Genomic DNA, 20,211 nt, shown 5'->3' with positions numbered 1-20,211 from the left:
GCGCCATTGATCAAATACGATTGCCGAAGAAAAATTCCTATCAAAACGCAACAATCGATTTACTGCCAATGACGCCATCACACTAAGCTTTCGCGCTCAAGAAACGCCGAAACAGCGCAGCGTAACCTGGCTGCTTAATCTCGGATATGTTCGCTCCGTGTCTTTCGTAGTATCTACCCTGAAAATCGCACGGCTCATGGCCCGCCTCTACTTTAAAGATTACGAGGGATCGACCAAAGTACGAAATCAGTCTTACGTCTCGAGCTATCTGAGCACGTGCCCACTCACTCATCTGACTTGCAGCGAGCCGTTGCGTTATTCCATGAAAATAGGAGTCCAATTTCTTCGGGAGCCCAGCAGCTTCGTGATCGATACCTGTGATCAAGAATCGCTGGTACTCTATTGCTCCTACTCCATATAAATTCTTGATTCTCGCCGCCGTTTTGGCGTCGTCAGCCACTCCAACAATTACGTAGCCAACCGCCCCTGGCCCCTGATTGGCCATTGCCGCAAGTGTTTTGAACACTTTTTCAAAGAGAGGCTCATCGAATTTCGCAGAGCCATCCAGCAGCATGAATCCTTGCTTAAAATCATAGAGAGTTTGCTCGGTATACGACTGCATCAGAATATTTTCGAATTCCGTTGTCCACGACGACAACGCAGGATCGTTTTGCTTCCTCTTGGAGAAGGATTTTTGAAGCAACCCCTTTACTACCGTAATGTTCTTTTCTCGATCGTCGGCACTAAACCGCCCACCACCCCCGCCGATTGAAATATTCTCACCTGCGCCATCCAGCGCCTTGGCTGCCTTGTTAACATCCCTGATGATCAGCTGCTCATTAACCATCAATTCCCACAATGCCAAAAACACACTTTGAAAATAGCGAGGCACGCGCAAGCCCGCATCCGCGAACATTAATTCATTAAATCGCTTTTTGGATGCCTTCACAATATCGCGAAATACGTCATGAACCGTCATATATTGCGCAATGAGAACATCGCTGCCAACTTTATTAACAGCCGCCTCAATTTCATCTTTTCGAGCCTGCTTCGCACCATTTGGCGAATAGCCAAAAAACTCATCGATAATTTCCGCACTAGAAGACACTTTAGGCGTTAGAAGAATATAGCCGAGCATATCCGCTATAAGCTCCTCATCTCGCGATTGACGGATGTATTCTCGAGTGAGAATGTTGTTTTGGACCCAGAAGAGCGTATCGACATTCAAGCCATAAGGCAATTCCTTACTAGTGATACTTATTTGCTTCATTGAGGACAAGTACAACTTATCGCTTGCAGACACGTCGCCTCTAACCCGTGCAGCAAGATTTCGTACCAGTTGAGCGAAAGAGTTCGTGACGCCAGCAACACGAAGCTCCTGTCTCGACAGATGCTTCCCGTAAGCATTGATTCTACGAAAGATCTCATCAATCTGCGTATAAGCAGTAGCCGGATAAACTGTGAGTGGCAAGCTATAGCCAACAATCTTGACACAGATTGCCCGATCAAGAATCGGTGTCTTTTGAATCAACCTCTCCCCATCAAGGAGAAGCTTCGTTTGCGCCATAGCCTGCAAATCAAAATACGCTCCATCGAGATCGAACTCCCCTTCTATAAAGGAAACGATCGCATTGAGTCGTTGCATCCCGTCGATAATTTCAAAACGATCCTCCCCTTCATGCTCCACATCTGCCAGCAAAATCAACGGCACGGGAAACGCCTGGCGCAGGGAGTCTATGAACGCACGCTTCTCATCTATGGACCAGACAAGTTTTCGCTGATATCGTCTATTTACTAGAAATCTGCTTTCCGCATTAAATCCGTACACACGTTCGACGCTCTCGTTGCGATTTGTAAGGTCTTGCTTGATGCTTGCCATTTGGTGACCGCTTCTGAGGGAGGGTTCGAGGGAATTCTTCGCTAAAAGTACAGCTCTTGGATTGAAACACTTCCAGTTCGACCGAGGCAAAGGTTTCGGATCACAGGATAGGTTGATGATAAACGATGTGATCACGCCGGCCTACCCATCTCGATAAACCGACCAGATCCCGCAGTTTCGGTATTGCTTGTAACACAGCTATCTATTCAAATAGTGACATCCGCACGGCCCCGGCATTGCTCAACCATCCAAATGTTGCGGCGACCGTGATTCGCGCCATCGCTCTGAAATAGGGCCGCTGAGCAATACACCGCCCAATCGACACACTCCGGATCGAACGCGATGAAAGTCGGTGTCTCCGGCGACAGAAGTGGTCAATGCTCAGCGACCAGCTCTCAACTGCCCCCACTACCAGCGCTGACATCACTCCGTGGCCGAGCAACGCCAGCGACCAAACTTCCGCACTTGCCACCGCTACAGATTGCCTTGTACAATCACTCGTTCTGCGGGCGTCGTATAATGGCCATTACCTCAGCTTCCCAAGCTGATGACGTGGGTTCGATTCCCATCGCCCGCTCCACTTTCCGGCTGCATCGCAGCCTGCGCATGAGCCGCCTCGTCGAAGGCGGCTTTTTTGTACCATGTGCCGGTTCACCCGGCCCCTGCTGCGCGCAACGGGCCCTCGCCCGCCACCGAGCCTTTCTCTGTCACCGATGATGCACGACGATCCGAACGAAGCCGGCCTGCCGCCGCACGACGACGCCATTCCCGACGAAGCCGCCGAAGGCGCCGACGCAGTCAATCCGCTGCACCACCGCCGCATCCGCAGCTTCGTGACGCGCGCCGGCCGCGTATCGACCGGCCAGCGCCGCGCGATGGACGAACTCGGCCCGCGCTTCGTGGTGCCGTACGCGCCGGAGTTGCCCGACTGGAATGCGGTGTTCGGCCGCAACGCGCCGCGCATCCTCGAGATCGGCTTCGGCATGGGCGCATCGACCGCGGAAATCGCCGCGCACCGCCCCGGCGACGACTTCCTCGGCGTCGAGGTGCACGAGCCGGGCGTCGGCGCGCTGCTGAAGCTGATCGGCGAGCAGGATCTGTCGAACATCCGCATCATCCAGCACGACGCGGTCGAAGTGCTCGAACACATGATCGCGCCGGAAAGCCTCGACGGCGTGCACATCTTCTTCCCCGACCCGTGGCACAAGGCGCGTCACCACAAGCGCCGGCTGATCCAGCCGCCGCTCGTCGCGCATCTCGCGTCGCGCCTGAAGCCCGGCGCGTACATTCACTGCGCGACCGACTGGCAGAACTACGCGGAACAGATGCTCGAAGTACTCGGCGCGGAGCCGACGCTCGAAAACACGGCCGCCGACTACGCGCCGCGCCCCGACTACCGCCCGGTGACGAAGTTCGAACGGCGCGGGCTGCGGCTCGGCCACGGCGTGTGGGACCTGGTGTTCCGCAAGCGCGCGAGCTGACCGCACCCGGCTTCGCGCGAGCGTCGCCAAAGCAAAACGGCCCGACCGGCAAATGCCGATCGGGCCGTTTTTACGTTGTGGCGCATACCGCGTCCGTCGCGCGTGATGAGCAGCCTTCTGCTCACGCACGCGTGGCGCCGCTACACCGCGTCACGCCCAGTTCAGCCAGCCGCTGTACCCGACCAGCAGCACGAACAGCCCGAACGCGATCCGGTACCACGCGAACACCGTGAAATCGTGCGTCGCGACGTAGCGCAGCAGCCAGCGCACACACACGAACGCGCTGATGAACGCCGCGACGGCCCCCAGCACGAACAGGCCGAGCGAATCGACGGTGAACGCCTGCCAGTCCTTGACGGTTTCGTAGAGCGTCGCGCCGAAGATGATCGGGATCGCGAGGAAGAACGAGAATTCGGTAGCCACGCGGCGGTCGAGGCCGAACAGCATCCCGCCGATGATTGTCGAACCCGAGCGCGACATGCCGGGAATCAGCGCGAAGCACTGCGCAATGCCGACCTTGAACGCGTCGAGCGGTGTCAGTTCGTCGACCGACATCACGCGCGGCGGCTCGCTGCGCTCGCGCTGCCGCGCCTCGGCCCACAGGATGATCGCGCCGCCCACGACGAGCGCGAACGCGACGGGCACCGGTGAGAACAGCACGGCCTTGATCTTCTTCTCGAACAGGAGGCCGAGCGCGATGGCGGGAATCGTCGCGATCACGACGTTCAGCGTGAAGCGCCGCGCGTCGGGCCGGCTCGGCAGCCCGGACACGATCGACACGATCCGCTGCCGGTATTCCCAGCACACCGCGAGAATCGCGCCGAACTGGATCACGACGTCGAATGTCTTCGCGTGCGCATCGTTGAAGTTCAGGAAGCTGCCCGCGACGATCAGGTGACCGGTGCTCGACACCGGCAGGAATTCCGTCAGCCCCTCGACGACGCCGAGGATCAATGCCTTGCAGATCAGGATCCAGTCCATCCGTGGCCCAACTCCGAAAAGGTCGAAAGAAAGGGCCACCCTGCTATGCGCGGCCCCCCGCCGGCCGCGCGCGGTACGTCGTCATTTTTCGACGATCGCCACGCGTATGCCGTTTGTAAGAATCGTAATTGTACCGGGTTCGTAGTTCACCCCGGCAAATTGCAGTTGTTCGGGCTTGAACGTGTAGATCGGATAGTTGGTCAGCAACTGCGTCGCAAGCAGGCCGGCGGCCGCGCCGACCTGCTGCGCGTACATCTGCGCGTCGCCGTCGAGCGCGAGGCTGTCGACGGCCGGCGACTTCAGCACGACCGAGCGGCTCGGCGCGTCGTAAGCCAGCTGACCCGACACGGTGAACTTGCCGCTGACAGGCGCGCGCAGGAACGGGCTCACGAAATGCGCGTCGAGCTGCACGGCCACGCGATTCTGGTCGGGCAGCAGGTTGACGGCCGGGTTCGCGAGCGACACGTCGACCACCTGCGCGACCGTCTTCTGGTACGGGAACTTGCGCGCGACGGCTTTCTGCACGTCACCGCGCGAGAACGTGTAGTGATCGGGGATGAACGGGAACGTCGACGCGCACGCGGCAAGCGAGAGCGTCACGCCGATGGCGCCGAGGGTTGCGGCAAGAAAACGGCGCCGGCCGGGCGCGCAAGGTGCGGTCATGCTGAACACTCTCCTGGTTGCGACGGCCGCGTCGCGGCCTCGAGACGCGTGAGCCACGCGAGCGCGTCGTCGCGCGACGCGCCGCACATGTCCTCGGCCGGCTGCAATCCGGAACAGCACGCGGGCCGCTCGGGGCGGCCGAAGATCCGGCAGCGCAGGTCGTCGCCGAGCTGCACGCAGCGCACGCCGGCCGGCTTGCCGTCGGGCATGCCCGGAATCGGGCTGGAAATCGACGGCGCGATGCAGCACGCGCCGCAGCCCTCGCGGCACGCATGCGGCGGCGGGACGGCTGACGCCGGGCGGACAGGCAATTCGACGGACACTCGGCTCTCTCGGACGAACAACAAAAAACGGTGCGGCAACCGGACGCGGTGCCGCGCAGCCCCACCCCGCATTGTGCCATCGCCGGCTGCGACGTTATTACACAATGCGGCTCAATCGCGCGTTTATATACTCGAAAGCATCTAAAAAGCGCGAGGTTGTCATGCGTTCCGGTTCTGCCGACACACTGTTCCGTCCCGATTTGCTCGCGAAATACGGCGCGAACGGGCCGCGCTATACGTCGTACCCCACCGCGCTGCAGTTCCGCGACGATTTCGACCCGGCCGACTATGTGCGCGCGGCAAGCGACCCCGGCGCGTCGTCGAGCGAACTGTCGCTGTACTTCCACATCCCGTTCTGCAACACCGCGTGCTTCTACTGCGGCTGCAACAAGATCGCGACCAACAACCACCGCCGCGCGCGCCCGTATCTCGATCAACTCAAGCGCGAGATGGCACTGCAAGCCACGCTGTTCGATCCCGCGCGCCCGGTCACGCAGTTGCACTGGGGCGGCGGCACGCCCACCTTCCTGTCCGACGACGAAACGGCCGAGCTGATGGCGGCCACCCGCGAGCACTTCGCGCTCGCGCCGGATGCCGACGCCGAATTCTCGATCGAGATCGACCCGCGCACGGTCACGCCCGCGACGCTCGTCCACCTGCGCACCATCGGCTTCAACCGGCTGAGCCTCGGCGTGCAGGATTTCGACCCGGTCGTGCAGCAGGCGATCAACCGCATCCAGCCGCTTGCGATGACGGCCGACCTGCTCTCGGCCGCACGCACGACGGGCTTTCATTCGGTGAGCGTCGACCTGATCTACGGGCTGCCGCACCAGACCGTCTCCGTCTTCGCGCGCACGCTGGAAACGATCATCGAACTCGCGCCCGACCGGCTGTCGGTGTTCGGCTACGCGCACATGCCACACCTGTTCAAGATGCAGCGTCAGATCGACGACGCGGCGCTGCCGCCGCCGGAAACGCGCATCGCGCTGCTCGGCCTCGCGATCGACATGCTGACGTCGGCCGGCTACGTGTACATCGGGATGGACCACTTCGCGCGGCCGTCCGACGAGCTCGTGCGTGCGCAGCAGAACGGCACGCTGCAACGCAATTTCCAGGGCTACAGCACGCGCGCGGATACCGATCTCGTCGGATTCGGCGTGTCGTCGATCGGCAAGGTCGGCGACGTCTACGCGCAGAACGCGAAAGACCTGCCCGCCTACGGCGCCGCGCTCGACGCGGGCCGGCTGCCGATCGCGCGCGGCGTGCGGCTCACGCCCGACGACCGGCTGCGCCGCGACGTGATCACGCAACTGATGTGCAACCTCGACCTGCCGTTCTCGCATGTCGAGGCCGCGCACGGCATCCGCTTCGCCGACCATTTCGCGCGCGAACTCGACGCGCTGCGCCCGTTCGAGCGCGACGGGCTGCTGACGATCGCGGCCGACCGACTGACGATCCATCCGGCCGGCCGGATGGTCGTGCGCAACATCGCGATGGCGTTCGACGCGTATCTCGGCCAGACGCCGCAGCAGCGCTACTCGCGCACGGTCTGAGCCCGGCGTGCCCGGCCGGCCGCACACGGGCGGCCGGTTTGATACAGTGTGGGGCTTACGCTCCGCCAGAATCCGCACGATGCGCACCACCAAAGCGACCCACGCGGTCGAACGCCTGAAGACCCGCTCCGGCAACCCGCAATTCGCGGCCGTCGCGATGGCGGGCGGCCTGTTCTATCTCGTCGACCGCTCCGGCGGCACCGCCGAGAAGCGCTGCGAGCCGCTGCCGCTCGACGAGTTCGTCAAGTTCGTCGACGAATTCGGCCCCAAAAAACCGCGCAAGGCGAGCAAGCTCGACCTCGCGTTCGAGGCGCAGATCAAGAAGAGCAAGGGGTAAAGGTCTGTTGCAGGCCGCCTGAAGGCTTCGCGGCCGCCCCGTTTGGTACAATCACGAAGTTTCTCTATCCCCGCTGATGGCCGACCAGGCTGCGTGACCACACCATGAATATCGAAAACGCGCGTTTCAACATGATCGAACAACAGATCCGGCCGTGGGACGTGCTGGATCTCGACGTCCTGGGCCTGCTGTCGATCGTCAAGCGTGAAAACTACGTTCCGGCCGAATACCGCGATCTCGCGTTCGTCGACCTCGAACTGCCGCTGCCCGGCGGCAACAGCAAGATGCTGTTCCCGCGCGTCGAAGCGCGCGTGCTGCAGGAGCTGACGGTCAAGAAGCACGAGAACGTGCTCATCGTCGGCGCCGGCTCGGGTTACCTGGCCGCACTGTTCGCGCACCGCGCACAGCACGTGACGGCCGTCGAGATCGATCCGACCAACGCGAAGTTCGCGGAAGACAACCTGCGCAACGACGGCGTGACCAACGCGGAAGTCGTCCTCGGCGACGGTTCGCGCGGCTGGGCCGGCAAGGCGCCGTATGACGTGATCTGCGTCGCGGGCGGCCTGCCCGTCGTGCCGCAGGAAATGCTCGAACAACTGAAGGTCGGCGGCCGCCTCGCGGCATTCGTCGGCGGCCGTCCGGTGATGAAGGCGCAGATCATCACGCGCATCGACGACAAGCAGTACCGCGTCGCCGACGTGTTCGAAACCTACATCGACCACCTCGTCAACGCGATCGAGCCGTCGCGCTTCAAGTTCTGAGCAGCGGAGCCACCATGCAGATCCTGACGGCCGCGATGCTCGCGGAATGGCTCGGCGACAAGGCGCGCCCCGCGCCGGTCGTGCTCGACGTGCGCGAACCGTGGGAAATCGCGACCGCGCACATCGCCGGCAGCGTGTCGATCCCGATGCAGCAGATTCCCGCACGCAGCGAAGAGCTCGACGACGAAGCGGAAATCGTCTGCGTGTGCCATCACGGGATGCGCAGCGCACAGGTCGCGATGTTCCTCGAATCGCGCGGCTTCACGAAGCTGTACAACCTGCAAGGCGGGATCGACGCGTGGTCGCGCGACGTCGATCCGTCCGTACCGCGTTACTGATCCTGCCGGTGGCGCATCGCGCACCGCCTCGCCGATCGGCACACTGCCGCCGGCCGCACTGATTCCCCGAACGGGCACGCATCGCGTGCCCGTTTCTCTTTTCCGCTCCGGTCAATCACTTCAGCGTCGTCGTCGCTGACCGACGGCTGCACCGTGCTGCGCCCGTGCCCTGCTTGCGCGGTGTGAAGTCGTGGTGCACGACGGTTCCCGTACCGCGTGCAGGTGCGGGCACCTGAACGGGGCACCCCGACCGTGCACCATTTGCGCCCGTGAGCCTGCACCGCGACGGACCGCGCATGCTGCACGACGCGTCATGCGCACCGTCCCGACGCCCCGCACCGCCCCGCGCAGGCACGCCGGACGTGCATCCGCACGACTGGCACATGCCTTGCGTTACCCGTTGGCCGACGCCTTCACGGCGCACGCATTTCCAACACGACAAGGGGATCCCGATGAAACGTCGCAGTCTGTTGAAGTTCGGTTCGATGGCCGGCGCACTCGCGCTCGCGGGCAAGAGCCCGTTCGTACACGCGGCCGATGCGGGCACCGGCCCGATCAAGGTCGGCATCCTGCACTCGCTGTCGGGCACGATGGCGATCTCGGAGACGTCGCTGAAGGACACCGCGCTGATGACGATCGCCGACATCAACAAGAGCGGCGGCGTGATGGGCCGCAAGCTCGAGCCCGTGGTGGTCGATCCCGCGTCGAACTGGCCGCTGTTCGCCGAGAAGGCTCGCCAGCTGCTCACGCAGGACAAGGTCGCCTGCGTGTTCGGCTGCTGGACGTCGGTGTCGCGCAAGTCGGTGCTGCCGGTGTTCGAGGAACTGAACGGGCTGCTCTACTACCCGGTGCAGTATGAAGGCGAGGAAATGTCGCGCAACGTGTTCTACACAGGGGCAGCGCCGAACCAGCAGGCGATCCCGGCCGTCGAGTACCTGATGAGCGCGGAAGGCGGCGGCGCGAAGCGCTTCTTCCTGCTCGGCACCGACTACGTGTATCCGCGCACGACCAACAAGATCCTGCGCGCGTTCCTGAAATCGAAGGGCGTGAAGGACGCCGACATTCAGGAGGTCTACACACCGTTCGGCCACAGCGACTACCAGACCATCGTCGCGAACATCAAGAACTTCTCGCAAGGCGGCAAGACGACCGTGATCTCGACGATCAACGGCGACTCGAACGTGCCGTTCTACAAGGAGCTCGGCAACCAGGGGATCAAGGCAACCGACGTGCCGGTCGTCGCGTTCTCGGTGGGCGAAGAAGAGCTGCGCGGGATCGATACGAAGCCGCTCGTCGGTCACCTCGCCGCGTGGAATTACTTCATGTCGGTGAAGAACCCGACCAACACGAAGTTCAAGGACCAGTTCGCCGCGTGGGTGAAGGCGAACAACCTGCCGGGCGGCGCGAAGCGCGTGACCAACGACCCGATGGAAGCAACCTACGTCGGCATCCACATGTGGAAGCAGGCCGTCGAGAAGGCGAAGAGCACCGACGTCGACAAGGTGCGCGTCGCGATGATCGGCCAGACCGTCGCCGCGCCGTCGGGCTTCACGCTCGCGATGGACGGCAACCATCACCTGCACAAGCCGGTGATGATCGGCGAAATTCGCGGCGACGGGCAGTTCAACGTCGTGTGGAAGACCAAGACCGCGGTGCGCGCGCAGCCGTGGAGCCCGTTCATCGCGGGCAACCAGGGCAAGCCGGACATCGTCACGTCGATCCCGGCCTTCCTGCGCCGGCAGCGCGCGGCGCTGGCCTGACGTGACGCGGGGCGTCGCGCACCGGCGCGATGCCCCGCTCGCTTGCAGGTGCCGATGCACGCGCATCGCCACCTGCATCCGCTTCCCCACGCCCGACAGGATTTCCCGATGCCTACACGCTTTCGCCGAGCCGCCGTCGCGATCGTCGCGTGCGCCGCCCTCGCGGGCGGGCTGCCGCGCGCCGCGTTCGCGCTGACGGCCACCGATACCGCCGCGCTCGCCGGCGACGACTTCGACGCGAAGACGGCCGCGATCGAACGGCTCGCCGCCGATCCCGATCCGCGCGCCGTCGCGCTGCTCAATGCACTGTCGACCGGCGACGCACTCGCGACCGGTGACGGCCACCTGCTGATCCAGACCGGCGACACCGCGCACGACGCGCTCTCGCAGGCCGCGACGCCGGCAGGCGACGCGCAGCCGGTGATGCTGAACAACCTGCTGCGCACGAAGATCGCGGGCGCGCTGTCGGGGCTCGCGCTCGCGTCGCCCGACGTTGCCGCGCGCCGCGACGCGATCGATGCATTGCTGAAATCGCCCGACCCAGCGCTCAAGCCGATGATCGACCGCGCGCGTGCAAAGGAAACCGATCCCGCGCTGAAGCGCCGCCTGGACGCACTGTGGGCGATCGCCGCGCTGCACGACGCCGATCCGGCGAAGCGCCTCGACGCCGTGCAGGTGGTGGCCGCGCGGCAGGACCTCGACATGATCGAGCAGTTGCGCCCGCTCGTCGCGAAGAACGCCGACGGCAGCTACGCGGAGCCCGACGCCCGCGTGCGCGACGCCGCGCAGCAAGGTCTCGATGCGCTGCACGCATTGCAGCGCCGCGGCGAGATTGCCGGCACGCTGTTCGCCGGCGTGTCGCTCGGCAGCGTGCTGCTGCTCGCCGCACTCGGCCTCGCGATTACATACGGGCTGATCGGCGTGATCAACATGGCGCACGGCGAGTTCCTGATGATCGGTGCGTACGCAACCTATGTCGTGCAGACGCTGATCCAGCGCTACGCGCCCGGCGCGTTCGACTGGTATCCGCTCGTCGCGGTACCGGTGTCGTTCGCGACGGCCGCGCTCGTCGGCATCGTGCTCGAACGGCTCGTGCTGCGACACCTGTACGGCCGCCCGCTCGAAACGCTGCTCGCGACCTTCGGCGTGAGCCTGATCCTGATCCAGGCGACGCGGATGCTGTTCGGCGCGCAGAACGTGCAGGTCGTGAACCCGTCGTGGATGAGCGGCGGCGTGACCGTGATGCAGAACCTGATCCTGCCGTACAACCGGCTCGCGATCCTCGCCTTCGCGCTCGCGGTGGTGTTTGTCGCGTGGGCCGTGCTGACGAAGACGCGGCTCGGCCTGTTCGTGCGCGCCGTCACGCAGAACCGCCGGATGGCCGCGTGCGTCGGCGTGAAGACCGCCCGCGTCGATGCGTATGCGTTCGCGTTCGGCGCGGGCATCGCGGGCCTCGGCGGCTGCGCGCTGTCGCAGATCGGTAACGTGGGCCCCGATCTCGGCCAGAACTACATCATCGATTCGTTCATGGCGGTCGTGCTCGGCGGGGTCGGGCAGATCGCCGGCACCGTGCTCGGCGGCTTCGGGCTCGGCCTCGCGAGCAAGGCGATCGAGCCGTTCTGGGGCGCCGTGCTCGCGAAGATCGCGGTGCTCGTAATGATCGTGCTGTTCATCCAGAAACGTCCGCAGGGCATGTTCGCCCCGAAGGGCCGCAGTGCGGAGGCTTGACGTGACTTCATTCACCCACTCGTTGTCGAACCCGGCCGCCGATGCGCCGAAGGCGGCTGCCGCCGCACGCGCGGAAGAGCGCTTCGCGCTCGGCCTGCCGCCCCGCCCCGCGCTGCTGTCGCGGCGCGCGTGGCTCGCGCTGATCGCGCTGTGCATCGCGATCGGCATTGGCGTACCGCTCGCCGCGCTCGTCGCGCCCGAATCGAGCGCGTTCCACCTGTCCGCGTACGCGATGACGCTCACCGGCAAGCTGATGTGCTATGCGATCGCCGCGCTCGCGCTCGATCTCGTCTGGGGCTACTGCGGGATCCTGAGCCTCGGCCACGGGCTGTTCTTCGCGCTCGGCGGCTACGCGATCGGCATGTACCTGATGCGCGAGATCGGCCGCGACGGCAAGTACGGCAGCGACCTGCCCGACTTCATGGTGTTTCTCGACTGGCACCAGCTGCCGTGGTACTGGAGCGGCACGCAGCATCTCGCGTGGGCGCTCGCGCTCGTCGTGCTCGTGCCGGCCGTGCTTGCGTGGGTATTCGGCTTCTTCACGTTCCGCTCGCGCGTGAAGGGCGTGTACCTGTCGATCATCACGCAGGCATTGACGTTCGCCGCGATGCTGCTGTTCTATCGCAACGAGACGGGCTTCGGCGGCAACAACGGCTTCACCGACTTCAAGCGCATCGCCGGTTTCGCGATCACGTCGCCCGGCACGCGCACGGTGCTGTTGCTGCTGACGTTCGCGACGCTGGTGCTCGCGTTCATCGCCGCGCGTGCGATCGTCACGAGCAAGCTCGGGCGCGTCGTCACCGCGGTGCGCGACGGCGAGACGCGGCTGATGTTCCTCGGCTACAGCCCGCTCGCGTACAAGCTGTTCGTGTGGACCGTGTCGGCCGTGCTGTGCGGCATCGCGGGCGCGCTGTACGTGCCGCAGGTCGGCATCATCAACCCCGGCGAGATGTCGCCCGGCAACTCGATCGAGATGGCGATCTGGGTCGCGGTGGGCGGGCGCGGCACGCTGATCGGGCCGATCGTCGGCGCGTTCGCGGTGAACGGGGCGAAGAGCTTCTTTACCGCGTACTTCGCCGAATACTGGCTGTTCTTCCTCGGCCTGATCTTCGTGCTCGTGCCGCTGCTGCTGCCGCGCGGGATCATGGGCCTCGTCGAAACCGTGCTCGCGAAGGGGAAACGCGCATGAACGGAACGGCCCTCTACCAATTCACGCCGCCGCCCGAGGACGAAGGGCTGGTCGTCAGCGGCACCGCATCGATGGGGCGCGTGATGCCGCCCGGCATCGACACGTCGCACGGCACGATCCTCTATCTCGAGGATATCGAGGTGAGCTTCGACGGCTTCCGCGCGCTGAAGAAGCTGTCGCTCGCGATCGACGCGGGCGAGCTGCGCTGCGTGATCGGCCCGAACGGTGCGGGCAAGACCACGATGATGGACGTGATCACCGGCAAGACGCGTCCCGACGCGGGCAAGGTGTTTCTCGGCCAGACGCTCGACCTCGCGCGGATGAGCGAGCCCGAGATCGCGCGCGCGGGCATCGGCCGCAAGTTCCAGAAGCCGACGGTGTTCGAACAGCATCCGGTGTGGGAGAACCTCGAGCTGGCAATGCAGACCGACAAGGGCTGGCTCGCATCGCTGCGCGCGCGGCTCGACCGTGCCGCGCAGGCGAAGATCGAGGAGACCCTCGCGCTGATCGGCCTCGAAAGCCACGCCTTCCGCGCGGCCGGCGAGCTGTCGCACGGGCAGAAGCAGCGGCTCGAGATCGGCATGCTGCTGATGCAGCGCCCCGCGCTGCTGCTGCTCGACGAGCCGGCGGCCGGGATGACCGATCACGAGACGATGGAACTCGCCGAACTGCTGAACACGTTGCGCGGCACCTGCTCGATGATGGTCGTCGAACACGACATGGAATTCGTCGCGGCGCTCGCAGGCGACACGGGCCGCGTGACGGTGATGGCCGAAGGCGCGGTGCTCGCGCAAGGCACGCTCGACCAGGTCAAGCGCGACGACGCGGTGATCGAGTCTTATCTTGGACGATGATGCGATGCTGAAGATCGATGCACTGAACCAGTACTACGGCGGCAGCCATATCCTGCGCAACGTGAGCCTCGCCGCCGACGACGGCAAGCTCACCGTGCTGCTCGGCCGCAACGGCGTCGGCAAGAGCACGTTGCTGCGCTGCCTGATGGGTGTCGTCGCGGCAAAGAGCGGCAGCGTGTCGTGGCGCGGCACGGCGCTCGGCGCGATGCCGCCCTATGCGCGCGTCGCGGCCGGGCTCGCGTACGTGCCGCAGGGCCGCGATATCTTTCCGCGACTCACCGTCGAGGAAAACCTGCTCGTCGGCGCCGCGAGCCGCAAGGCACCTTCGAAAGTGCCCGACCGCATCTATGACCTGTTCCCGGTGTTGAAGGACATGCGTGCGCGGCGCGGCGGCGACCTGTCGGGCGGCCAGCAGCAGCAGCTCGCGATCGGCCGCGCGCTGATGAGCGAGCCGCAGCTGCTGATCCTCGACGAGCCGACCGAAGGCATCCAGCCGTCGATCATCCAGGACATCGGCCGCACGCTGCGCCAGCTCGTCGACGAATCGAGGATGACCGTGCTGCTCGTCGAGCAGTATTACGACTTCGCCCAATCGATCGCCGACCGCTACTGGGTGATGAGCCGCGGCGAGATCGTCGCGGGCGGCGACGCGCAGGACATGGAAGCGAACGGCGTGCGCGAGCTGATCGCGGTATAGCGGGAGAGGTGGCCCCGGGGCGGCGTCGCTTCCGGCTATCGATCCGGAGCGTCGCCGAATCGCGCATGTCAGGCGCACGCCGGCGATGTGCGGCACGGCGCGAGACCGGCGTTGCCGCGTCCTGCAACGCGGGCACCGAAGCGTATATTGTTGCGGTAGCATCCTCGTTCCCCGCGCCCGTCCCCTGCTTCCCGCCGATGTCCGCCCCCGATTCCCACGCCCCGCTGTCCCGCCCCGCCGTCGCCAAGTCGTGGCGCGGCCGTCTCGAACTCGGCTTCGAGCGGCACGGCGCGCGCACGACGCTCGCGCACCGGCTGCACGACGGCCCGCTGCGCGTGCAGCGGCCGTTGTATCCGGAAGGCGACGCGATCTGCCACGCGGTGATCGTCCATCCGCCGGGCGGCGTCGCGGGCGGCGACCGGCTCGACATCGACATCGCGCTCGGCGACGGCACGCACGCGGTGCTGACGACGCCCGGCGCGACCAAGTGGTACAAGTCGAACGGGATGGACGCGACGCAGCGCATCGGCATCACGGTCGGCGAACACGCGAAGCTCGACTGGCTGCCGCAGAACAACCTGTTCTTCGACGCGGCGCACGCGTCGCTCGACTTCACGGTCAAGCTCGGCGCAGGCGCCAGTGCGATCGGCTGGGACGCGTCGCAGCTCGGCCGGCAGGCGGCCGGCGAAACCTGGTCGGCGGGCCGCATCGCGTCGACCTCGGCACTCGTCGATGCCGACGGCCGGCCGCTGTGGACCGAACGCGCGCTGCTCGATGCGCACGACCCGCTGCGCGGTGCGCTGCAGGGTCTCGCCGGCTTTCCCGCGTACGGCACGCTGTGGGCCGCCGGCGCCGCGTGCGACGCCGCGCTCGCCGAATCGCTCGCCGCGCGGATGCAGTTCGATGCCACGCTGCGCGCGGGCGCGACCTGCGTGACGCCGGGCGTCGTGCTGGTCCGTGCGCTGTCGACGTCGATGGAAGCGCTGCAACGCCACTTCACCGACTGCTGGCTGCATTTGCGGCCGATCGTGCACGGCGTCGACGCACGGCCGTTGCGCCTCTGGCAAACCTGAGCGCCGTCACGCCACGCACCGTTTCGGCGCAACGTCGCGGCGGGCGCTGCACGCTGCCCATGCATCGCGCACCACGAGCGCGCATCGCACGGCGCTCCATGCACATGGCACGCCCCTTGCTCCTTACATAACCGATACACGACGCACGCAAAACAGCGCGGTGCTACGATGACCCGCGCGTTCGCACGGTTGTACGCGCACCGATAAAAATTACGTTTTCCTGAACGTTTGCCTTCATGAAACTGACTCCCCGCGAGAAGGACAAGCTGCTGATCTTCACGGCGGCGCTGCTGGCCGAGCGCCGTCGCGCACGCGGCCTGAAGCTCAACTATCCGGAGGCGGTCGCCTTCATCACCGCCGCGCTGATGGAAGCCGCGCGCGACGGCAAGACGGTCGCCGAAGTGATGCATTACGGCACGACGCTGCTCACGCGCGACGACGTGATGGACGGCGTGCCGGAGATGATTCCCGACATCCAGGTCGAGGCGACCTTCCCCGACGGCACGAAGCTCGTGACCGTCCATCACCCGATTCCGTGAGGCCCGCATGATCCCCGGCGAAATCCTCACCGACGACGGCGAACACGAACTGAACGCGGGCCGCGCGACGCTGACGCTCGTCGTCGCGAACACCGGCGACCGCCCGGTGCAGGTCGGCTCGCACTACCACTTCTTCGAAGTCAACGACGCATTGTCGTTCGATCGTGCGGCCGCACGCGGCTTTCGCCTGAACATCGCGGCCGGCACCGCCGTGCGCTTCGAGCCGGGCCAGACGCGCACCGTCGAGCTGGTCGCGCTCGCGGGCGATCGCGCCGTCTACGGTTTTCAGGGCAAGGTGATGGGGCCGCTGTAAGCCGCGCCCCACTCTTCAGGAACAGCAACATGACACTACGCTTGAGCCGCCGCGCGTACGCGGAAATGTTCGGGCCGACGACGGGCGACCGCGTCCGGCTCGCCGATACCGAGCTGCTGATCGAAATCGAACGCGACTTCACGACCTATGGCGAGGAAGTGAAATTCGGCGGCGGGAAAGTGATCCGCGACGGGATGGGCCAGTCGCAGCGCGTGGCCGCCGACGTGCCCGACACGATCATCACGAACGCGGTGATCCTCGATCACTGGGGCATCGTGAAGGCCGACATCGCGATCAAGCACGGCCGCATCGCCGCGATCGGCAAGGCCGGCAACCCGGACATCCAGCCGGGCGTGACGATCGCGATCGGCGCCGCGACCGAAGTGATCGCCGGCGAAGGGCTGATCGTCACGGCCGGCGGTATCGACACGCACATCCACTTCATCAGCCCGCAGCAGATCGACGAGGCGCTCGCATCGGGCGTCACGACGATGCTCGGCGGCGGCACGGGGCCGGCCACCGGCACCAACGCGACGACCTGCACGCCGGGCCCGTGGCACATGGAGCGGATGCTGCAGGCTGCCGACGGCTGGCCGATCAACCTCGGCTTTCTCGGCAAGGGCAATGCGAGCCTGCCGCAGCCGCTCGTCGAGCAGATCGCGGCCGGCGCGATCGGGCTGAAGCTGCACGAAGACTGGGGCACGACGCCCGCGGCGATCGACAACTGTCTTTCCGTCGCCGACGATACCGACACGCAGGTCGCGATCCATACCGACACGCTGAACGAAGGCGGCTTCGTCGAATCGACGGTCGCCGCGTTCAAGGGCCGCACGATCCACACGTACCACACCGAAGGCGCGGGCGGCGGCCATGCGCCCGACATCCTGAAGGTGTGCGGCGAGTCGAACGTGCTGCCGTCGTCGACCAACCCGACCCGCCCGTACACGATCAACACGCTCGACGAGCATCTCGACATGCTGATGGTGTGCCATCACCTCGATCCGTCGATCGCCGAGGATCTCGCGTTCGCCGAATCGCGGATCCGCCGCGAGACGATCGCGGCGGAGGACATCCTGCACGATCTCGGCGCGCTGTCGATGCTGTCATCCGATTCGCAGGCGATGGGCCGCGTCGGCGAAGTGATCATCCGCACCTGGCAAACCGCGCACAAGATGAAGGTGCAGCGCGGCGCGCTGCCCGAGGACAGCGTGCGCAACGACAACTTCCGCGCGAAGCGCTACGTCGCGAAATACACGATCAACCCGGCGCTCACGCACGGCATCGCGCACGAAGTCGGCTCGATCGAGCCGGGCAAGTGGGCCGACCTCGTGCTGTGGGAACCGGCATTCTTCGGGATCAAGCCGTCGATGATCCTGAAGGGCGGGATGATCGCGATGGCGCAGATGGGCGACCCGAACGCGTCGATCCCCACGCCGCAGCCGGTCCACTATCGCGAGATGTTCGCCACCCGCGGCGGCGCGCTCGCGCGCACGTCGCTGACCTTCGTGTCACAGATGGCCGCCGATGCGGGCATCGCGGAACGCTACGGGCTCGCGAAGCGGATCGTGCCGGTGCGCAACTGCCGCAACGTGACGAAGGCCGACATGATCCACAACGCGTGGCGCCCGTCGATCAGCGTCGACCCCGAAACCTACGACGTGATCGCCGACGGCCAGTTGCTCACCTGCGAGCCGGCCACGGTGCTGCCGATGGCGCAGCGCTATTTCCTGTTCTGACCTGATTGCCGGTTTTCGATTCATGCGCACTCTCGACAAACGCATTGCCCCGAACGTGAAACTCGCCGCGTCGCTGGTCGCGCGCGCACCGACGCTCACGCTCGCCTACGACGCCCGCTGCAAGAGCCGCCTCGCGGCGACGCTCGACACCGGCGAGGACGTCGCGGTCCTGCTGCCGCGCGGCACGATCCTGCGCGACGGCGACGTGCTCGTCGCCGACGACGGCGCACTCGTGCGCATTGCCGCGGCACCCGAGACCGTGCTGCGCGTGCGCGCGGCCGATCCGCTCACGCTGATGCGCGCCGCGTACCACCTCGGCAACCGCCACACGCCGGTCGAGATCGGCGACGGCTACCTGAAGCTCGAAGCCGACCCGGTGCTCGCGGACATGCTGCGCCGGCTCGGCACGCAGGTCGAGGAGACCCTTGCACCGTTCCAGCCGGAAGCCGGCGCGTACGGCGGCGGCCACAAGCACGGGCACGACGCGACGTTCGCCGAGGATTACGCGCTCGCGCAGCAGGTGTTCGGCGAGCATCACGGCCACTCGCATTCGCACGACCACGACCACGACCACCAGCATGGTCCCGGTTGCGCGCACGGCCACGGCCATGACCACCACTGAACTCGTCGCACTGCTGCACCTTGCGTCGCCGGCGCTGCCGATCGGCGCGTTCAGCTATTCGCAGGGGCTCGAAGCGGCGCTCGACGCGAACCTGATTCACGACGCGGATACCGCGCGCGACTGGATCGCGAGCGGCCTGACCGACGTGCTCACGCACGGCGAGCTGCCGTTCCTCGCGCACCAGCTCGCGCGCTGGCACGCGCACGACGCGCCGGCGCTCGTCGCCGAGAATGCGTGGTTCATCGCGAGCCGCGAATCGGCGGAACTGCGCCGCGAGACCGAACAGATGGGCTGGTCGCTCGCGCAACTTTGCGCGTCGCTCGAATGGGGCGATGCCGCGCGCCGCGCGACGCTCGCATCGATTTCACCGATCGCGCTGCCGACTGCGTTCGCGTACGCAGCAGCCGCGCACGACGCGAGCGCCGACGCCGTGCTCGCCGCGTACGCATTCGGCTGGGTCGAGAACCAGACGTCCGCCGCGCTGAAGGCCGTGCCGCTCGGCCAGCTCGCCGGGCAACGCATCATCGTCGCGCTCCGCGGCGCGATCGACGCGGCCGTGCGCCGCGCGCTCGCGACGCCGCCCGACGCCGTCAACACGTTCGCGCCGCAGCTCGGCATCCTGTCCGCGCGGCACGAAACCCAGTATTCGCGGTTGTTCCGCTCCTGAACCCGACACCATCCGCCATGAACGCACCTGCTTCCTCCCTCGCCCGCCGCACGAAGAAACTGCCGCCGCTGCGCGTCGGCATCGGCGGCCCTGTCGGCTCCGGCAAGACCACGCTACTCGAGATGCTGTGCAAGGCGATGCGCGACCGGTACGACCTCGTCGCGATCACCAACGACATCTATACGAAGGAAGACCAGCGGCTGCTGACGGTCGCGGGCGCGCTGCCCGAGGAACGCATCATGGGCGTCGAGACGGGCGGCTGCCCGCACACGGCGATCCGCGAGGATGCGTCGATCAACCTCGAGGCCGTCGACCGGATGCTGTCGCGCTTCCCCGATGCCGACATCGTGTTCATCGAATCGGGCGGCGACAATCTCGCGGCGACCTTCAGCCCCGAGCTGTCGGACCTGACGATCTACGTGATCGACGTCGCGGGCGGCGAGAAGATTCCGCGCAAAGGCGGCCCCGGCATCACGAAGTCCGACCTGCTCGTGATCAACAAGACGGATCTCGCGCCGCTGGTCGGTGCGAACCTCGACGTGATGGCGTCCGACACGAAGAAGATGCGCGGCGAGCGGCCTTACGTGATGACGAACCTGAAGGCGCTCGAAGGCGTCGCGGACGTGATCGCGTTCATCGAGAAGAAGGGTTTGCTGACGGTCTGAGCGGCGCGGCGGCACCACACGATGCCGCCACGCGTGCTCCCGGCGGCATTGC

Annotated in this window: 21 protein-coding genes and 1 tRNA gene; 18 read left to right on the top strand and 4 right to left on the bottom strand. The window is 65.5% G+C overall.

The annotated features are described in order from the left end of the window. Positions 1-82: 82 nt before the first annotated feature. Positions 83-1,879, bottom strand: coding sequence for a DUF262 domain-containing protein (locus BDI24065_RS24885; RefSeq protein WP_175033498.1), 1,797 nt, complete (start codon positions 1,877-1,879; stop codon positions 83-85). Positions 1,880-2,384: 505 nt separating this feature from the next. Between BDI24065_RS24885 and BDI24065_RS24880 the strand changes: the two genes are divergently transcribed. Then, a tRNA-Gly gene (locus tag BDI24065_RS24880) sits at positions 2,385-2,459 on the top strand. A 133-nt stretch (positions 2,460-2,592) separates the two neighbouring features. Continuing rightward, the gene (gene trmB, locus BDI24065_RS24875; protein WP_175033497.1) at positions 2,593-3,360 is read left to right on the top strand and encodes a tRNA (guanosine(46)-N7)-methyltransferase TrmB; all 768 of its coding nucleotides are present in this window, start codon (positions 2,593-2,595) and stop codon (positions 3,358-3,360) included. 150 nt (positions 3,361-3,510) lie between these two features. Here the strand turns inward: trmB and BDI24065_RS24870 are convergent, their stop codons facing one another. The 3 genes from BDI24065_RS24870 to BDI24065_RS24860 form a co-directional block, all read right to left on the bottom strand. Continuing rightward, positions 3,511-4,341, bottom strand: coding sequence for an undecaprenyl-diphosphate phosphatase (locus BDI24065_RS24870; RefSeq protein WP_175033496.1), 831 nt, complete (start codon positions 4,339-4,341; stop codon positions 3,511-3,513). A gap of 81 nt (positions 4,342-4,422) precedes the next feature. Continuing rightward, complete coding sequence (locus BDI24065_RS24865; protein WP_175033495.1) at positions 4,423-5,004, bottom strand: DUF1439 domain-containing protein; 582 nt, start codon at positions 5,002-5,004, stop codon at positions 4,423-4,425. Next, positions 5,001-5,315, bottom strand: a complete 315-nt coding sequence (locus tag BDI24065_RS24860) for a YkgJ family cysteine cluster protein (RefSeq protein WP_175033557.1) — start codon at positions 5,313-5,315, stop codon at positions 5,001-5,003. Before BDI24065_RS24860 ends, BDI24065_RS24865 begins: the two co-directional genes overlap by 4 nt. Positions 5,316-5,488: 173 nt before the next feature. On the opposite strand from BDI24065_RS24860, the gene hemN reads away from it, so the two are divergent. From hemN to ureG, 16 genes are all read left to right on the top strand, one after another. Next, positions 5,489-6,880 (top strand): oxygen-independent coproporphyrinogen III oxidase, encoded by a 1,392-nt coding sequence (gene hemN, locus BDI24065_RS24855; protein ID WP_175033494.1) that lies wholly within the window; start codon positions 5,489-5,491, stop codon positions 6,878-6,880. Positions 6,881-6,959: 79 nt separating this feature from the next. Beyond that, positions 6,960-7,217, top strand: a complete 258-nt coding sequence (locus tag BDI24065_RS24850; RefSeq protein WP_006488573.1) for a hypothetical protein — start codon at positions 6,960-6,962, stop codon at positions 7,215-7,217. A gap of 104 nt (positions 7,218-7,321) precedes the next feature. Beyond that, positions 7,322-7,978, top strand: coding sequence for a protein-L-isoaspartate O-methyltransferase family protein (locus BDI24065_RS24845; protein WP_175033493.1), 657 nt, complete (start codon positions 7,322-7,324; stop codon positions 7,976-7,978). A 14-nt stretch (positions 7,979-7,992) separates the two neighbouring features. Continuing rightward, positions 7,993-8,316, top strand: coding sequence for a rhodanese-like domain-containing protein (locus BDI24065_RS24840; protein WP_011351193.1), 324 nt, complete (start codon positions 7,993-7,995; stop codon positions 8,314-8,316). Positions 8,317-8,768: 452 nt separating this feature from the next. Further along, positions 8,769-10,076 (top strand): urea ABC transporter substrate-binding protein, encoded by a 1,308-nt coding sequence (urtA, locus tag BDI24065_RS24835; RefSeq protein WP_046545094.1) that lies wholly within the window; start codon positions 8,769-8,771, stop codon positions 10,074-10,076. A 108-nt stretch (positions 10,077-10,184) separates the two neighbouring features. After that, positions 10,185-11,804, top strand: coding sequence for an urea ABC transporter permease subunit UrtB (gene urtB, locus BDI24065_RS24830; RefSeq protein WP_175033492.1), 1,620 nt, complete (start codon positions 10,185-10,187; stop codon positions 11,802-11,804). Between the two features lies 1 nt (position 11,805). Beyond that, positions 11,806-12,993, top strand: coding sequence for an urea ABC transporter permease subunit UrtC (gene urtC / locus BDI24065_RS24825; protein ID WP_175033491.1), 1,188 nt, complete (start codon positions 11,806-11,808; stop codon positions 12,991-12,993). After that, positions 12,990-13,847 (top strand): urea ABC transporter ATP-binding protein UrtD, encoded by an 858-nt coding sequence (gene urtD, locus BDI24065_RS24820; RefSeq protein WP_175033490.1) that lies wholly within the window; start codon positions 12,990-12,992, stop codon positions 13,845-13,847. Before urtC ends, urtD begins: the two co-directional genes overlap by 4 nt. 4 nt (positions 13,848-13,851) lie before the next feature. After that, positions 13,852-14,544 carry an urea ABC transporter ATP-binding subunit UrtE gene (gene urtE / locus BDI24065_RS24815; protein ID WP_175033489.1) on the top strand — a complete coding sequence of 231 codons (693 nt, stop codon included), beginning with the start codon at positions 13,852-13,854 and terminating at the stop codon, positions 14,542-14,544. 197 nt (positions 14,545-14,741) lie between these two features. Beyond that, a complete protein-coding gene (locus tag BDI24065_RS24810) occupies positions 14,742-15,617 on the top strand; it encodes an urease accessory protein UreD (RefSeq protein WP_175033488.1) in 876 nt (291 codons plus the stop codon). Between the two features lie 236 nt (positions 15,618-15,853). After that, positions 15,854-16,156: an urease subunit gamma gene (gene ureA / locus BDI24065_RS24805; protein WP_006406310.1), complete on the top strand. Its 303-nt coding sequence runs from the start codon at positions 15,854-15,856 to the stop codon at positions 16,154-16,156. Between the two features lie 7 nt (positions 16,157-16,163). Then, positions 16,164-16,469 (top strand): urease subunit beta, encoded by a 306-nt coding sequence (locus BDI24065_RS24800; RefSeq protein ID WP_046545089.1) that lies wholly within the window; start codon positions 16,164-16,166, stop codon positions 16,467-16,469. 29 nt (positions 16,470-16,498) lie between these two features. Beyond that, positions 16,499-18,205, top strand: a complete 1,707-nt coding sequence (gene ureC / locus BDI24065_RS24795; RefSeq protein ID WP_175033487.1) for an urease subunit alpha — start codon at positions 16,499-16,501, stop codon at positions 18,203-18,205. A gap of 22 nt (positions 18,206-18,227) precedes the next feature. Beyond that, positions 18,228-18,827 carry an urease accessory protein UreE gene (gene ureE / locus BDI24065_RS24790; protein ID WP_175033486.1) on the top strand — a complete coding sequence of 200 codons (600 nt, stop codon included), beginning with the start codon at positions 18,228-18,230 and terminating at the stop codon, positions 18,825-18,827. Further along, positions 18,814-19,494 carry an urease accessory protein UreF gene (locus BDI24065_RS24785; RefSeq protein ID WP_175033485.1) on the top strand — a complete coding sequence of 227 codons (681 nt, stop codon included), beginning with the start codon at positions 18,814-18,816 and terminating at the stop codon, positions 19,492-19,494. The genes ureE and BDI24065_RS24785 overlap by 14 nt, the downstream gene beginning before the upstream one ends. A 17-nt stretch (positions 19,495-19,511) precedes the next feature. Continuing rightward, on the top strand, positions 19,512-20,159 hold the full coding sequence (ureG, locus tag BDI24065_RS24780; RefSeq protein ID WP_175033484.1) for an urease accessory protein UreG: 648 nt from the start codon (positions 19,512-19,514) through the stop codon (positions 20,157-20,159). Positions 20,160-20,211 lie beyond the last annotated feature (52 nt).

It is taken from the genome of Burkholderia lata (assembly GCF_902499025.1).
Taxonomy (GTDB): domain Bacteria; phylum Pseudomonadota; class Gammaproteobacteria; order Burkholderiales; family Burkholderiaceae; genus Burkholderia; species Burkholderia lata_C.
Note: the sequence above shows the minus strand (reverse complement) of the source record. Positions and strands in the feature narration are given on the sequence as shown.